We start from the raw sequence: 14,502 nt of genomic DNA, 5'->3' as shown, positions 1-14,502 counted from the left end.
TGCCTCAGGCCTTGATCTCGTCGCCGCTGGACTTGAAGACGCGCACTTTCTTGCCGTCAGCCAGGAGCTTGATACCCACGCGGTCGGCCTTGCCGGTCGCGGGGTTGAAGATCGCCACATTCGATTGATGAATCGGCATGGTCTTGTCGACGATGCCACCGGTCGTGCCCTTGAGCGGGTTCGGGCGGACGTGCTTCTTGACGACATTCACGCCGTCAACGACCAGATGGTCTTCGTCCACGCGCAGGGAAACCTGTCCGCGCTTGCCCTTGTCGCGACCGGTCAGCACGATGACCTCGTCGCCCTTGCGAATCTTGTTCATGGCCTGTCCTTCGCCGTCGGCTTAGAGCACTTCAGGAGCGAGCGACACGATCTTCATGAAGCGCTCGGTCCGCAGTTCGCGGGTGACCGGGCCGAAGATGCGCGTGCCGATCGGCTCGAGCTTGGCATTGAGCAACACCGCAGCGTTGCCATCGAACTTGACGAGCGAACCGTCCTGGCGGCGCACACCCTTGGCGGTGCGCACGACCACGGCGTTGTAGACCTCGCCCTTCTTGACGCGACCACGCGGCGCAGCTTCCTTGATGCTGACCTTGATCACATCGCCAATACTGGCGTAACGACGCTTCGAACCGCCAAGCACCTTGATGCACATGACGGACTTCGCACCCGTGTTGTCCGCGACGTCGAGTCGCGATTGCATTTGGATCATGTCTATCCCCAACTTGTCCCGCTCTGGCTGCAGCCGAATGGCCACCGCCGCGGTCAGTCTTGGGCCCGTCGTGCCACCTGTTCAAGAACTTGATCAGGCGGCAGCTGGGGGCGAAACCGACTTGCGCAGCGGGCGGCTAGGCACGCGCTCAAGCCAGCAGAGTCAGCGATTATGCACGAGGCCCGAGCATCGGGTCAACACGCATCGCACAAAAGAATCAGGGCGGCGCTTCGTTCGAAGTCGCCGCCCTGGAAGTTGCGCCGCTTGAGTCTTGCGCAGGGCTCAGTCGTAGACCTCGGCGTCCGGGTCGGTCGCTTCCAGCTCGTAGCTGGCCGCGAGCATCGCCAGGCGGGCGATGACGCCGTACATGTAGAAGCGGTTCGGCGCGCTCTGGCCCGGCTTGGCACCCACGCGCGGCAGGTGGTGGCTCTCGGCAAAGGCCAGCGGGACGAACTGGGCGCCCGGCGCATTGAGGTTCTCGTCGATGCCGCGGTCGGCGTGGACGCGGTAGAAGCCGCCCACCACGTAGCGATCCATCATGTAGACGACCGGCTCGGCGACCGCGTCGTTCATGCGCTCGTAGGTCGGCACGCCTTCCTGGATGATGACCTCGGAGACCTCCTGGCCATCCTTCACGACGCTCATCTTGTTGCGCGTGCGGCGGTTCAGCTCGTCGAGCTCCTTCGGATCGCGCACGGTCATGATGCCCATGCCGTAGGTGCCGTTGTCGGCCTTGACGATCACGAACGGCTTCTCGTTGATGCCGTATTCCTTGTACTTGCGGCGGATCTTGGCGATCAGCGCCTCGGCGTTGGACTTGACGCACTCGATGCCGTCGCCCTCGCTGAAGTTGACCTTGCCGCACTGCGTGTACATCGGGTTGATCAGCCACGGGTCCATGCCCAGCAGCTTGGCGAACTTCTTGGCCACTTCCTCGTAGGACTGGAAGTGATGGGTCTTGCGGCGCACCGCCCAGCCGGCGTGCAGCGGCGGCAGCAGGTACTGCTCGTGCAGGTCTTCCAGCATCCCCGGGATGCCCGCCGACAGGTCGTTGTTGAGCAGGATGGTGCAAGGGTCGAAGCCCTTCAGGCCGAGCCGGCGCTGGGTGCGCACCAGCGGCTCCATCAGCAGTTCGCCGCCGTCGGGCAGCGCCACGGCGGTGGGCTTGTCGATGGCCGGATCCAGCGTGCCCAGCCGCACGTTCAGGCCGGCCAGCGTGAAGATCTCCTGCAGCCGCGCGACGTTCAGCAGGTAGAACGGGTTGCGGGTGTGCTTCTCGGGGATCAGCAGCAGGTTCTTGGCCTCGGGGCAGATCTTCTCGATCGCCGCCATCGCCGCCTGGACCGCCAGCGGCAGCATCTCGGGCGTCAGGTTGTTCCAGCCGCCCGGGTAGAGATTGGTGTCGACCGGCGCCAGCTTGAAGCCGGCGTTGCGCACGTCGACGGACGAGTAGAACGGCGGCGTGTGCTCCATCCATTCCAGCCGGAACCAGCGCTCGATCGCCGGCATGGACTCCAGGATGCGGGCTTCCAGTTCGTTGATGGGGCCGTTGAGGGCGGTGACGAGGTGGGGAACCATGCGCGTGTCCTGGCGTAGCCGACGGGGGTGGATCGATTCTAAGGATCGAGGCATCTGGGGCCGGCGCACCAAATGAAAAGGGGCCGCCAGCGGCGACCCCTCGATTCAGACCGGAAGCCGGTTCAGATCACTTGTGATACGCGGTCTCGCCGTGCGAGCTGATGTCCAGACCTTCGCGCTCTTCCTCTTCGGTGACGCGCAGGCCGATGACCAGGTCGACGATCTTGTAGGCGATCACCGAGACCACGCCCGAGACCACGATGGTCAGCAGCACGGCCTTGGCCTGGATCCACACCTGCGACGCGATCGAGTAGGCATCCGGGGCGACCATGCCCACGGTGACCCAGTCGGCCACGGCGCTCGGGCCGCCCAGGTTCGGCGAGTTGAAGACACCGGTCAGCAGGGCACCCAGGATGCCGCCGACGCCGTGCACGCCGAACACGTCGAGCGAGTCGTCCGCGCCGAGCATCTTCTTCAGGCCGTTGACACCCCACAGGCAGGCGAAGCCGGCGATGAAGCCGATCAGGATGCCGCCCAGGATGCCGACGTTGCCGGCGGCCGGGGTGATGGCGACCAGGCCGGCGACGGCACCGGACGCGGCGCCCAGCATCGAGGCCTTGCCCTTCATCAGCGCTTCACCGACGCACCAGGCCAGCACGGCCGCCGCGGTGGCGAACAGCGTGTTGACGAAGGCCAGGCCGGCGTAGCCGTTGGCTTCCAGGGCGGAACCGGCGTTGAAGCCGAACCAGCCCACCCACAGCAGCGAGGCACCGACCATCGTCAGCGTCAGCGAGTGCGGCGTGAAGGCTTCCTTGCCGTAGCCGACGCGCTTGCCGACCATGAAGGCACCGACCAGACCGGCGACGGCGGCGTTGATGTGCACCACGGTGCCGCCGGCGAAGTCCAGCGCGCCCATCTGCCAGATGTAGCCGGCCTTGGCGTTCGTCGCGTCGACGACGTCAGCGGCCGTGTAGGCGTCCGGACCCATCCAGAACCACACCATGTGGGCGACCGGGATGTAACTGAAGGTGAACCACAGGGCGGTGAACAGCAGCACGGCCGAGAACTTGATGCGCTCGGCGAAGGCGCCGACGATCAGGCAGCAGGTGATGCCGGCGAACGTGGCCTGGAAGGCCGCGAACACGATCTCGGGGATGTAGACACCCTTGCTGAACGTGGCCGCCGGGGCGAAGGTGCCGGCGACGTTGTCCCAGATGCCCTTCATGAACAGCCGGTCGAAGCTGCCGAAGAAGGCGTTGCCCTCGGTGAACGCCAGGCTGTAGCCGTACAGGGCCCACAGCACCAGGATCATCGAGAACGTGACCATCACCTGCATCAGCACGGACAGCATGTTCTTGGCGCGCACCAGGCCGCCGTAGAACAGCGCCAGGCCGGGCACGGTCATCATGATGACGAGCAGCGTGGACAGCAGCATCCACGCGGTGTCGCCCTTGTTCGGGACGGGCGCCGGGGCGGCGGAAGCCGCTTCAGCGGCAGCGGAGGCTGCCTCGACGACAGCGGAAGCGGCGGCGGCCGGCTCGGAAGCGGCCTGGGCCCAGACGGCGCCGGTCGATCCCAGCATCGCCAGGCCGAGGGCCAGGATGGCAAGCAGTTTTTTCATGTTGGTCTCGGGGATGAGGGTGATCAGAGAGCGTCCTTGCCGGTCTCGCCGGTCCGGATGCGCAGCACCTGCTCGAGGGCGGTGACGAAGATCTTTCCGTCGCCGATCTTTCCGGTGCGCGCGGCACCCTCGATCGCCTCGATCACGCGGTCGACGATGGCATCGTCCACGGCGGCCTCGATCTTCACCTTGGGCAGGAAGTCGACGACGTATTCGGCACCCCGGTACAGCTCGGTGTGGCCCTTCTGACGACCGAAGCCCTTGACCTCGGTGACGGTGATCCCTTGCACGCCGATGTTGCTGAGGGCTTCGCGCACCTCGTCGAGCTTGAAGGGTTTGATGATGGCGGTGACCATTTTCATGGCGGCCTCCGGAAGGTTGATGTGGCGGTGGAAAGCGGAAACAGCGGATAGCTGAGCAGCAGCTGAGCCTCTTTCTGCAGCTTCCATGCCAGGGCCACGGGCAGGGGAGTCCGTCGGCCACCGCCCCAAACCGGCGCGGCACCCGCCCTCGGGTCATGCACCACGCACGGAACCGATCGATGACGCACCATCCAGGTGCAACCCCCATCGGAGGGTGTCAGCGGATGTGACGAGATGCCCAGAATCTGGCCCCTTCGCGCCCGCCGGGCGCCCTGGGAGCCACCCGAGATGACCCTTGCCACCGTCCACAGCCGGGCCCTGCTGGGCCTGCAGGCACCCGAAGTCACCGTCGAGGTGCATCTGGCCAACGGCCTGCCCAGCTTCACGCTGGTCGGACTGGCCGACACGGAGGTCAAGGAATCACGCGAGCGCGTCCGTGCCGCCGTCCTCAACAGCGGGCTGACCTTCCCGCACGACAAGCGCATCACCGTCAACCTCGGCCCGGCCGACCTGCCGAAGGAGGGCTGCCGCTTCGACCTGCCGATCGCGCTGGGCATCCTCGCGGCCAGCGGCCAGATCGACGCGGCCCGGCTCGAACGCCACGAGTTCGCCGGCGAACTCTCGCTGGCCGGCGACCTGCGGCCGGTCCACGGCGCGCTGGCGATGGCCCTGGCGATGCGGCGTTCGCCGACCGGCCGCTGCCTGGTCCTGCCCGAGGCCAGCGCCCAGGAAGCCGCCCGCGTCCCCGAACTGCCGCTGCGCTGCGCCCGCCACCTGCTCGACGTCGTCGCCGCCCTGCGCGACGAGGACGACGCCCCCGAGCTGGCACAGCCGCCCGCGCCGATCCCGCAACCGCCGCCGCGCTGGCCGGACCTCGGCGACGTGCGCGGCCAGATCGCCGCCCGGCGGGCGCTCGAGATCGCGGCCGCCGGCGCGCACAGCCTGCTGTTCGTCGGCCCGCCCGGCACCGGCAAGTCGATGCTGGCGCAGCGCCTGCCCGGCCTGCTGCCGCCGATGAGCGAGGACGAGGCGCTCGAATCCGCCGCCGTGCTGAGCCTGGCGAGTTCCTTCGACGCCAGCCGCTGGGCGCAGCGCACGGTGCGTTCGCCGCACCACAGTGCCTCGTCGGTTGCACTGGTCGGGGGCGGATCACCGCCGCGCCCGGGCGAGGTCTCGCTGGCGCACCACGGCGTGCTGTTCATGGACGAGCTGCCCGAGTTCCCGCGTGCGGCGCTCGAAGCGCTGCGCGAGCCGCTCGAGAACGGTCGCATCACGATCTCGCGCGCCGCCCGGCAGGCCGAATTCCCGGCCCGCTGCCTGCTGGTCGCGGCGATGAACCCCTGCCCCTGCGGCCACCTCGGCGCCGGCCGGCCGGTCTGCCGCTGCACGCCCGAGCAGGTGCGGCGCTACCAGGGCCGGATCTCCGGGCCGCTGCTGGACCGCATCGACCTGCGCGTCGAGGTGCTGGCGCTCGCGCCCCAGGCCCTGTCGGCCCGCCGCGACGGCGAGGACAGCGCCAGCGTCTCGGCGCGGGTCGCGGCGGCGCGCCGGCGCCAGATCGAGCGCCAGGGTTGCACCAACGCGGTCGTCGAGGCCGGCCAGCTCGACGAGGTCGCCAGCCTGCAACCCGGTGCGCGCGAGTTCCTGGAAGCCGCCGCCTCCCGGCTCGGCTGGTCCGGTCGCAGCCTGCACCGCGTGTTGCGGGTGGCCCGCACGCTCGCCGACCTGGACGGCACCGGCGCGATCGGGCTGGGCCATGTCGCCGAGGCCATCCAGCTGCGGCGCGGCTTGCCGGGCGCCTGATCCGGCGCGGGATCCCTGCGGCACACTGCGGGCCGCCACGAACCACCCGCCCGCCATGCCCGCCCGCCTCCACGTCGACATCCCGCTGCAATCCGGCCTCGAATTCGACCTGCCGGCCGGGCCTGCCCGCCACGTCCAGGTGCTGCGCCACCAGCCCGGCGACGCGCTGACGCTGTTCGACGGCCGGGGCGGCGAGTGGCAGGCCGAAGTCGTCCGGATGGGCCGCAGCGACGTGTCGGTGCGCATCGGGGCGCACGACCCGGTCGAACGCGAGCTGCCGCTGGCGGTGACGCTCGCGGCTGTCATGCCGGCCAACGACCGGTTCGACTGGCTGATCGAGAAGGCGACCGAGCTGGGCGCGGCGGCGATCGAGCCGCTGATGAGCGAGCGTTCGGTGCTGCGCCTGAACGCCGAGCGGGCCGAGAAGAAGCGCGCCCACTGGCAGGCCATCGCGGTGGCCGCCGCCGAACAGTGCGGCCGGACCCGCGTGCCACGCATCGCGCCGGTGCGCACGCTGGCGGCGGCACTCGCGGCTCCGGCCGGTGGCCCCGACACCGTCACCACCCTGGCGCTGAGCCTGGCCGAATCACGCCCGCTGGCCGAACGGCTGGCCCAGCCGGGCCCGACGGGCCAGGCGCTGCGCCTCTACAGCGGTCCGGAAGGCGGCTTCAGCCCGGACGAGGAAATGGCGCTGCGCCGTGCCGGGGTCCTGCCGACGACGCTCGGGCCGCGCGTGCTGCGTGCCGAGACCGCGCCGCTGGCCGCGCTGGGTTACATCGGGAACATGCCCGGACTCGGCGCCTGAGCCCCGCGCGGCGTTCTGGCAACACCCCCAAAAGCGGGTGTCGGGTCTTCCCGAGGTCCTGAACCGGCGCTGCACGGAAACGGAACGCCGCCCCGACACGGATCCGAGACGGATCGCACGGCGGCCGGCGCACCCGCATCCGGTCATGCTGAAAATGCATGTAATCGCTTTGTAATCGGCTGGCCGCCGGCTCAAACTGGTTTTGGGGGCATCCCGAGAACGCCGCAGCGCGGTGTTGTCGAGATGCCTTTTTCAACCTTGGAGCCTGTCCGATGAACCACCCCGCCATGATCGGCGTGAGCGTCAATGCGCCCGCCTACGTCAAGAACGCCCAGCTGATCGCCTGGGTCTCGGAGATCGCCGCGCTGACCCAACCGGCCGCGATCCACTGGTGTGACGGCTCCCAGGAAGAGTACGACCGCCTCTGCCAGAAGCTGGTCGACGCCGGCACCTTCCGCAAGCTCGATCCGGTCAAGCGCCCGAACAGCTTCCTGGCCTGCTCCGACCCGAGCGACGTGGCGCGTGTCGAGGACCGCACCTACATCTGCTCCGGGCAGAAGGAACACGCCGGCCCGACCAACAACTGGATGGCCCCCGCCGAGATGCGCGCGCTGCTGCAGACCGGTCAGGCCGACGGCACGCCGGCGCTGTTCGCCGGCTCGATGCGCGGCCGCACGATGTACGTCGTGCCGTTCTCGATGGGCCCGCTGGGTTCGCCGATCGCGCACATCGGCATCGAGCTGTCGGACAGCCCGTACGTGGCGGTCAACATGCGCATCATGACCCGCATGGGCAAGGCCGTTCACGACGTGCTGGGCGTCGACGGCGAGTTCGTGCCCTGCGTGCACACCGTCGGCGCGCCGCTGCTGCCGGGTCAGCAGGACGTCTCCTGGCCCTGCAACAAGACCAAGTACATCGTCCACTACCCCGAGACCCGCGAGATCTGGTCTTACGGCTCGGGCTACGGCGGCAACGCGCTGCTGGGCAAGAAGTGCTTCGCGCTGCGCATCGCCTCGACGATGGGCCGTGACCAGGGCTGGCTGGCCGAGCACATGCTGGTGCTGGGCGTGACCTCGCCGGAAGGCAAGAAGAGCCACGTCGCCGCCGCCTTCCCGAGCGCCTGCGGCAAGACCAACTTCGCCATGCTGATCCCGCCGGCCGCGCTGGGCGACTGGAAGGTCACCACGATTGGCGACGACATCGCCTGGATCAAGCCGGGCGCCGACGGCCGCCTCTACGCGATCAACCCGGAAGCCGGCTACTTCGGCGTCGCCCCGGGCACCAACCTCAAGACCAACCCGAACTGCATGGCCTCGCTGGACCGCGACGTCATCTTCACCAACGTCGCGCTGACCGACGACGGCGACGTCTGGTGGGAAGGCATGACCGACACCCCGCCGGCCCACCTGATCGACTGGCAAGGCCAGGACTGGACGCCCGAGACCGCCCGCCTGCCCGACGGCAAGCTGCGCCCGGCCGCGCACCCGAACGCGCGCTTCACCGTGGCCGCCACGAACAACCCGGCGCTGGACCCGGAGTGGGACAACCCGGCCGGCGTGGCGATCGACGCCTTCATCTTCGGCGGCCGCCGCTCGACCACCGTGCCGCTGGTGACCGAGGCGCGTGACTGGGTCGAAGGTGTCTACATGGCCGCCACGATGGGCTCGGAGACCACCGCCGCCGCCGCCGGCCAGCAGGGCATCGTGCGCCGCGACCCGTTCGCGATGCTGCCCTTCATGGGCTACAACATGTCGGACTACTTCCAGCACTGGCTGGACCTGGGCGCGAAGCTGAAGGCCCAGGGCGCGAAGCTGCCGGCGATCTTCTGCGTCAACTGGTTCCGCAAGGGCGCGGACGGCAAGTTCGTCTGGCCCGGCTACGGCGACAACATGCGCGTGCTGCAGTGGATGCTGGGCCGCGTCGACGGCAGCGCCGGTGGCGCCGAGAACGCCTTCGGCGTCAGCCCGGACTACGCCGACCTGGACTGGTCCGGCCTGGACTTCAGCGCCGCGCAGTTCCAGAGCGTCATCGGCATCGACCGCGCAGCCTGGCAGCAGGAGATGACGCTGCACGGCGAGCTGTTCGAGCAACTGGCCTACCACCTGCCGCAAGCCCTGCGCGACACCAAGGCGGCGATCGAGGCGCGGCTGGCGAGCTGAACGTCCTCGCCTGAACGAACAAGGCCCGCCGGATCGGCGGGCCTTGTCGTTTGTGGAAACGGTGCGCGGCGGTGGTGCGCCGGCCGTCGACGATCAGTTCATGTGGCGCTTGGCGATGGCGCGCAGGTCGGCCGCGTAGGACGGCTGGGTCGCCTCGTACTGTTCGGCCCAGGCCAGCAGCTCCTCGGCGGTGCGCGGTTCGCGATTGACATCGGCGTTGAGCCAGTCGGCCACGGCGGTGGCGGTGCGGGCGGTCCAGCCTGCCACGCGCGAGATCAGCGCGTCGATCGGCGAGGCGTGTTGGAAGGTCATCGTGTGAGCGGTCATGTCGGGCTCCTGTAGACGTTGGGGGCAGTGGCGAGTCGCGAAGGTCGCGGAGACTCAGCCGTTGCGGTCGATGTGGCGCTGAGCGGCGGCGCGCAGGTCAGCGGCGTAGGAAGGCTGGGTGTCTTCGTACTGGAGCGCCCACTCGAGCAGCTCCTCGGCCGATCGCGGCTCGGCGCGGTCGGTCGCGAACAGGGTCGCCACCGAACGCAGGGCGTTGCCGACCACGGCGCCGGCTTGCGCCATCAGGGCGTCGAAGGCGGTCACGTGCTGGAAGGTCATGGTGGTCACGGTCATGTCTAACTCCTTGGATCTAGGGTTTACCCCAGTGCTTCGCAGTCTAGGGTAAACCCTTGTTATGCGCCAAGGAGCATTTGTGAATCCCCATCATTCACAAGACATATGATCTGGCGACTCCCCGGAGACCGGCATGAACTTCCGCACGCTCGACCTGAACCTGCTGCGCGTGTTCGACACGGTGATGGCCGAACGCAACCTGACGCGCGCCGCCGAGCAGTTGGCGATGACGCAGCCGGCGGTCAGCAACGCGCTGCGGCGCTTGCGTGACAGCGTCGGCGAGACGCTGTTCACGCGCAGCGCCTACGGCGTCAAGCCGACCGCCAGGGCCGAGGCGCTGTGGCCGAGCGTGCAGCAGGCGCTGACGCTGCTGCGCGAGAACCTGGATCCGAGCCACTACGACCCGCAGGAGCAGGACCACGACTTCCTGCTGGCGATGGCCGACGCGACCGCCGCGCTGATCCTGCCGCCGCTGCTGCGCCAGCTGCAGGACGGCCAGGCGCGGGCCGGGCTGCGGGTCCAGCCACTGTCCACGCGCGACCCGAGCGGTCTGCTCGAACAGGGTGAGGCCGACATCGCGATCGGCCACTTCCCGGAGGTCGTCGCGCGCCAGTCGGGCCTGGGCATTCAGGCGCCGATCCTGCACAGCGAGCTTTACCTGAGCGAATACGTCTGCGTGATGCGGCGCGGCCATCCGCTGGCCGAGGTCGAGCTGACGCTGGACAACTACTGCGACGCGCAACACCTGCTGGTGAGCTTCTCGGGCCGCGGCCAGGGGCTGATCGACGAGGCGCTGGCCGCCGTGCAGCGCCAGCGCCGGCTGGTGCTGACGGTCAACCAGTTCTTCACCGCCGGCCGGGTGGTGGCCGTGACCGACCTGCTGACGGTGCTGCCCAAGGCCTTCCTGCCGGTGACCGGCTCGCATGGCGAGCTGGTGGTGCGACCGCTGCCGCTGCCGTTGGCCGCCCTGCATGTCCACATGCTGTGGCATCGCCGGCTGGACCGGCATCCGGCGCAGCAGTGGCTGCGCGAGCAGATCCGCGCGGTGGTGGCGCAGGAGGCGCCGACCTGAGCGGCCGCGCCGGCCAGGTCAGGCGTCAGGCGTACGGATCGGGAAAGCCGAGGGCGGCCAGCACCTCGCGCTCGCGCGCTTCCATGTGCTCGGCCTCGGCCTCGTCGTCCTCGTGGTCGTAGCCCTGCGCGTGCAGGGTGCCGTGGACCAGCAGGTGGGCGTAGTGCGCCAGCAGCGGCTTGCCGGCGGCGGCGGCCTCGGACTCGACCACCGGCGCGCACAGCACGAGGTCGGCGCAGACCACCGGTTCCTGGGCGTAGTCGAAGGTCAGCACGTTGGTGGCGTAGGCCTTGTCGCGGTACTCGGTGTTCAGCGCCAGGCCCTCGTCGGCATCGACGATGCGGACGGTGATCTCGCCCGGCGCCTCCAGCGCGGCGCGGATCCAGCGTTGCACCAGATGGCGCTTGAGCTCGGCGCGGTGGCGCGGGTCGGCGAACTGCAGCGACAGCGACAGCCCGGGCGCGGCCGGGCGGCGCGGGTTTCGGCCTGGGGGTTGGGCGCTCACTCTCGGGCTCCGGGTCGTGAGGGGCGGGAAGGACGGGCGGCGGCATCGAGCGCCGCCTCGGCTTCGGCCTCGGCCAGCCGGCGGGCCGAGTCGGGCACGGCGTCGTAAGCCTCGACGATGCGGGCGACCAGCGGGTGGCGCACCACGTCGGCGGAGGTGAAGCGGGTGTGGGCGATGCCGCGCACCCGGCGCAGCACCTGGGCGGCATCGACCAGGCCGCTCTTGCTGCCCTTGGGCAGGTCGATCTGGCTGATGTCGCCGGTGACGACCGCGCGGCTGCCGAAGCCGATGCGGGTCAGGAACATCTTCATCTGCTCGGGCGTGGTGTTCTGGGCCTCGTCGAGGATCACGAAGGCGTGGTTCAGCGTGCGCCCGCGCATGAAGGCCAGCGGCGCGATCTCGATCAGGCCCTTCTCGAAGGCTTTGCCGACCCGCTCCAGCCCCATCAGGTCGTAGAGCGCGTCGTAGAGCGGGCGCAGGTAGGGATCGACCTTCTGCGCCAGGTCGCCGGGCAGGAAGCCGAGCCGTTCGCCGGCCTCGACCGCCGGGCGCGTCAGCACGATGCGCTGGACCTGGTTGCGTTCGAGCGCATCGACCGCACAGGCCACCGCCAGGAAGGTCTTGCCGGTGCCGGCCGGGCCGATGCCGAAGGTGATGTCGTGGCCGAGGATGTTGCGCAGGTAGTCGACCTGGTTGACGGTCCGCCCGACCAGATCGCTGCGGCGGGTGCGCAGCACGATCTCGTCGGCCGGCCGGTCGAGGGCGCCGACGGCGTCCAGCCCGTCGAGCCGCTCGGGCATCGCGGTGGCGGGTGCGGCACCCGGCGCCTGCATCACCTGGATCAGCTCCAGCTGCAGCCGCGCCGGCTCGATCGGCACGCTGGCCTGGTCGTAGAGCTGCTGCAGCAGCGCGACCGCGCGTTCGGCGCCTCGCTTCGGGCCGTCGATCCGGAACGACTCGTTGCGGCGCTGGATGCTGACCTCGAGGGCCGCCTCGATGGTGCGCAGGTTCTGGTCGAGCGAACCGCAGACGTGTGCCAGTCGGCGGTTGTCGGGGGGGATGAAGGCGTGGCGCAGGATCAAGGCAAGCGTGCATCTTTCGGGCTGGGCCCGGAAACCTGATTGTCGCGCCGACACGGTCGGCGATGCTCGCCTACAGAATCCGGCGCTGCCCGCCGAAACACCCCCCATCGTTCCGTCAACGTCGCCCTGTCCGTGAATCCTGCTGCCGAGACCGTCGTCATGGCGCCGCCCGATGCGCCCGCTTCCGAACCCTCGGCGGCGCCCGGCCCAGCGCCGCGTCCCGACCTGGCCACGCGCCTGGGCAACGGCGTGCGGGGCGTCGCCCGCGCGCTGCACCCGGCCCGCTGGGGCCTGCTGCTGACGGCCCTGGTGCTGGTCGCGCTGTGGAGCCTGGAGGTCGCCAACAGCGGCAGCACGGCCGGCAGCGTCCTGCTGACCCAGGCCACCGTCGTGCGCATCGGCACCGATGGCAAGCCGATCGAGACCGACACCCGCGCGGTCACCCTGCCCCACGTGCGTGAACGGCCGGCCCGCGACGAGAGCGGCATACACGAGTACCGCCTGACCTTCGCCGCCCCGCGTTCACCCCGCCTTGGCGCGGACGCCCTGCTGGCGGCCTACCTGCCGCAGGTCTGCGCGGCCTTCGAGGTGCGCCTGAACGGCCAGCTGATCGACGCCCGCGGCAACCTCGCCGACCCGCATCCGGGCGACTGCTACGAACCGGCGCTGACGCCGCTGCCGCCCAGCCTGATGAAGGCCGACGCGAACCGGCTGGACGTGCGCGTGTCCGGCCAGGCGCTGACCCAGGTGGCCGCGCGTGACCGCGCCGCGCAGCTTGCGCCGGTGCGCATCGGCCCGCACGCGGCGCTCGACCCGCTGCACCGCCAGACGCTGGCCTTCAACCTGGGGGCGACCCACGCGCTGGCGACGGTCGCCGCCGTCGTCGGCCTGGCCGCGCTGCTGCTGCGGGCGTCCAGCCAGCTGCCCTACTTCGGCTACTTCGGCGCCGCCTCGCTGGGCTGGGCGCTGGTGACCGCCCTGCTGACCGGCGCGGCGCTGCCGCTGCCGGGCGTCTGGACGGAGCTGCTGATCGCCGCCTTCGCGCCGCCGGTGGCGCTGGCCGCGATGCTCTACCTGTTGCGCTACTGCGGCCTGCGGGTGGTCTGGCTGGAGGTGGCGCTGGCGCTGCAGTGCATCGTCGTGCCGGCCAGCCTGGCCCTGGCCGCGCCGGACCGCATCCACAGCGTCGCGCTGCCGTGGACCACGATCCTGGTGCTGGAGGTCATCGGCGTCGGCGGCGTGTTCCTGCACCGCGCCTGGCGCTACTCGCGCAACGACTTCTGGATCGGCGCGGTCGCGCTGGCCGCCTTCGCGGTGACGCTGGCCAGCGAGCTGCTGCTGCGCCCGGGCGCGGTGCTGCTGCCGGGCAAGCACGCAATCAGCGTCGCGCTGCTGGTGATGTTCGCCGGCATGGTCGGGCGCATGCACCAGCTCTTCCAGGGCGCGATCGCGGCGGCCGAACAGGGCCGCGTGCAGGCCGAACGCCGGCTGCTGCAGGCGACCGTCGACATGGAGCAGAACTACGGCCAGATGGCCGAGCTGCGGGTCGAGCAGGTCACCGCCAAGGAACGCAAGCGCATCGCCGCCGACCTGCACGACGACCTCGGCGCCAAGCTGCTGACCATCGTCCACACGGCCGACAACGACCGCATCTCGACGCTGGCGCGCGAGGCGCTGGAGGAGATGCGCCTGTCGGTGCGCGGCCTGACCGGCCGGGCGATGCAGATCGGCGACGCGATCGGCGACTGGCGCAGCGAGCTGATGACGCGCTTCTCGCACGGCGGCGTCGAACTGGTCTGGAACGCCTCGGACGAGCTGCTGATGAGCGAACGCGCCATGAGCGCGCGGGCCTACGTGCAGACCACGCGGATCCTGCGCGAGGCCGTCAGCAACGTGCTCAAGCACAGCCGCGCGACGCGCTGCGAGATCACGATCCGGCAGGACCACAACGACTTCGAGCTGACCATCGCGGACAACGGCAAGGGCATCCCGACCGAGCTGGACGGCAAGCTCGACCGCGGCCACGGCATGTCGACGATGAAGGGCCGCGCCAAGCAGCTGCAGGGCCAGTGCCTGGTCGAATCGGGGCCCGGGTATGGCACGACGATCCGCCTGACCCTGCCGTTGTGATGCAAACAACCGATTGCACGCGCCGGACGTCACCCTGACGCGACAGCGCCGT

14 protein-coding genes are annotated in these 14,502 nt (G+C 69.8%); 5 read left to right on the top strand and 9 right to left on the bottom strand.

Annotation, left to right across the window (positions count from 1 at the left end):
- Window positions 1–4 precede the first annotated feature (4 nt).
- The 5 genes from rplX to ACWA7K_RS19175 all read right to left on the bottom strand — a co-directional run bounded on the left by rplX (window position 5) and on the right by ACWA7K_RS19175 (window position 4,273).
- Window positions 5–322: a 50S ribosomal protein L24 gene (rplX, locus tag ACWA7K_RS19195; protein ID WP_305750211.1), complete on the bottom strand. Its 318-nt coding sequence runs from the start codon at window positions 320–322 to the stop codon at window positions 5–7.
- A gap of 21 nt (window positions 323–343) precedes the next feature.
- Entirely contained in the window at window positions 344–712 is a 369-nt protein-coding gene (gene rplN, locus ACWA7K_RS19190; RefSeq protein WP_130481970.1) for a 50S ribosomal protein L14, read from the bottom strand.
- 282 nt (window positions 713–994) lie between these two features.
- Complete coding sequence (gene gshA / locus ACWA7K_RS19185; protein ID WP_456163322.1) at window positions 995–2,290, bottom strand: glutamate--cysteine ligase; 1,296 nt, start codon at window positions 2,288–2,290, stop codon at window positions 995–997.
- A gap of 127 nt (window positions 2,291–2,417) precedes the next feature.
- Window positions 2,418–3,911: an ammonium transporter gene (locus ACWA7K_RS19180; RefSeq protein ID WP_456163320.1), complete on the bottom strand. Its 1,494-nt coding sequence runs from the start codon at window positions 3,909–3,911 to the stop codon at window positions 2,418–2,420.
- Window positions 3,912–3,934: 23 nt separating this feature from the next.
- A complete protein-coding gene (locus tag ACWA7K_RS19175; RefSeq protein WP_456168873.1) occupies window positions 3,935–4,273 on the bottom strand; it encodes a P-II family nitrogen regulator in 339 nt (112 codons plus the stop codon).
- A 288-nt stretch (window positions 4,274–4,561) separates the two neighbouring features.
- Between ACWA7K_RS19175 and ACWA7K_RS19170 the strand changes: the two genes are divergently transcribed.
- The 3 genes from ACWA7K_RS19170 to ACWA7K_RS19160 all read left to right on the top strand — a co-directional run bounded on the left by ACWA7K_RS19170 (window position 4,562) and on the right by ACWA7K_RS19160 (window position 9,040).
- Window positions 4,562–6,076 carry a YifB family Mg chelatase-like AAA ATPase gene (locus tag ACWA7K_RS19170; RefSeq protein WP_456163318.1) on the top strand — a complete coding sequence of 505 codons (1,515 nt, stop codon included), beginning with the start codon at window positions 4,562–4,564 and terminating at the stop codon, window positions 6,074–6,076.
- Window positions 6,077–6,131: 55 nt separating this feature from the next.
- Window positions 6,132–6,881, top strand: coding sequence for a 16S rRNA (uracil(1498)-N(3))-methyltransferase (locus ACWA7K_RS19165; protein ID WP_456163316.1), 750 nt, complete (start codon window positions 6,132–6,134; stop codon window positions 6,879–6,881).
- 272 nt (window positions 6,882–7,153) lie between these two features.
- Entirely contained in the window at window positions 7,154–9,040 is a 1,887-nt protein-coding gene (locus ACWA7K_RS19160; protein WP_456163314.1) for a phosphoenolpyruvate carboxykinase (GTP), read from the top strand.
- 93 nt (window positions 9,041–9,133) lie between these two features.
- Here ACWA7K_RS19160 and ACWA7K_RS19155 read toward each other — a convergent pair whose 3' ends face one another.
- Window positions 9,134–9,367 (bottom strand): hypothetical protein, encoded by a 234-nt coding sequence (locus ACWA7K_RS19155; protein ID WP_456163312.1) that lies wholly within the window; start codon window positions 9,365–9,367, stop codon window positions 9,134–9,136.
- Between the two features lie 54 nt (window positions 9,368–9,421).
- A complete protein-coding gene (locus ACWA7K_RS19150; protein ID WP_456163310.1) occupies window positions 9,422–9,661 on the bottom strand; it encodes a hypothetical protein in 240 nt (79 codons plus the stop codon).
- A 133-nt stretch (window positions 9,662–9,794) separates the two neighbouring features.
- Between ACWA7K_RS19150 and ACWA7K_RS19145 the strand changes: the two genes are divergently transcribed.
- Window positions 9,795–10,733 (top strand): LysR family transcriptional regulator, encoded by a 939-nt coding sequence (locus tag ACWA7K_RS19145; protein ID WP_456163308.1) that lies wholly within the window; start codon window positions 9,795–9,797, stop codon window positions 10,731–10,733.
- Window positions 10,734–10,758: 25 nt separating this feature from the next.
- On the opposite strand, the gene ybeY is transcribed toward ACWA7K_RS19145, so the two are convergent.
- On the bottom strand, window positions 10,759–11,238 hold the full coding sequence (gene ybeY / locus ACWA7K_RS19140; protein ID WP_456163306.1) for an rRNA maturation RNase YbeY: 480 nt from the start codon (window positions 11,236–11,238) through the stop codon (window positions 10,759–10,761).
- Window positions 11,235–12,320 carry a PhoH family protein gene (locus ACWA7K_RS19135; protein ID WP_456163304.1) on the bottom strand — a complete coding sequence of 362 codons (1,086 nt, stop codon included), beginning with the start codon at window positions 12,318–12,320 and terminating at the stop codon, window positions 11,235–11,237. The genes ybeY and ACWA7K_RS19135 overlap by 4 nt, the downstream gene beginning before the upstream one ends.
- 132 nt (window positions 12,321–12,452) lie before the next feature.
- Here ACWA7K_RS19135 and ACWA7K_RS19130 point away from each other — a divergent pair, with 132 nt between their 5' ends.
- Complete coding sequence (locus tag ACWA7K_RS19130) at window positions 12,453–14,450, top strand: ATP-binding protein (RefSeq protein ID WP_456163302.1); 1,998 nt, start codon at window positions 12,453–12,455, stop codon at window positions 14,448–14,450.
- Window positions 14,451–14,502 lie beyond the last annotated feature (52 nt).

Source organism: Leptothrix mechoopdaensis (SeqCode) (assembly GCF_053893855.1).
This window is presented reverse-complemented; position numbering and strand designations above follow the sequence as displayed.

Excerpts from the sequence above, each read along its gene's own strand:
- rplX (WP_305750211.1), bottom strand. The coding sequence starts at position 322 with ATGAACAAGATTCGCAAGGGCGACGAGGTCATCGTGCTGACCGGTCGC.
- rplN (WP_130481970.1), bottom strand. The coding sequence starts at position 712 with ATGATCCAAATGCAATCGCGACTCGACGTCGCGGACAACACGGGTGCG.
- gshA (WP_456163322.1), bottom strand. The coding sequence starts at position 2,290 with ATGGTTCCCCACCTCGTCACCGCCCTCAACGGCCCCATCAACGAACTG.
- ACWA7K_RS19180 (WP_456163320.1), bottom strand. The coding sequence starts at position 3,911 with ATGAAAAAACTGCTTGCCATCCTGGCCCTCGGCCTGGCGATGCTGGGA.
- ACWA7K_RS19175 (WP_456168873.1), bottom strand. The coding sequence starts at position 4,273 with ATGAAAATGGTCACCGCCATCATCAAACCCTTCAAGCTCGACGAGGTG.
- ACWA7K_RS19170 (WP_456163318.1), top strand. The coding sequence starts at position 4,562 with ATGACCCTTGCCACCGTCCACAGCCGGGCCCTGCTGGGCCTGCAGGCA.
- ACWA7K_RS19165 (WP_456163316.1), top strand. The coding sequence starts at position 6,132 with ATGCCCGCCCGCCTCCACGTCGACATCCCGCTGCAATCCGGCCTCGAA.
- ACWA7K_RS19160 (WP_456163314.1), top strand. The coding sequence starts at position 7,154 with ATGAACCACCCCGCCATGATCGGCGTGAGCGTCAATGCGCCCGCCTAC.
- ACWA7K_RS19155 (WP_456163312.1), bottom strand. The coding sequence starts at position 9,367 with ATGACCGCTCACACGATGACCTTCCAACACGCCTCGCCGATCGACGCG.
- ACWA7K_RS19150 (WP_456163310.1), bottom strand. The coding sequence starts at position 9,661 with ATGACCGTGACCACCATGACCTTCCAGCACGTGACCGCCTTCGACGCC.
- ACWA7K_RS19145 (WP_456163308.1), top strand. The coding sequence starts at position 9,795 with ATGAACTTCCGCACGCTCGACCTGAACCTGCTGCGCGTGTTCGACACG.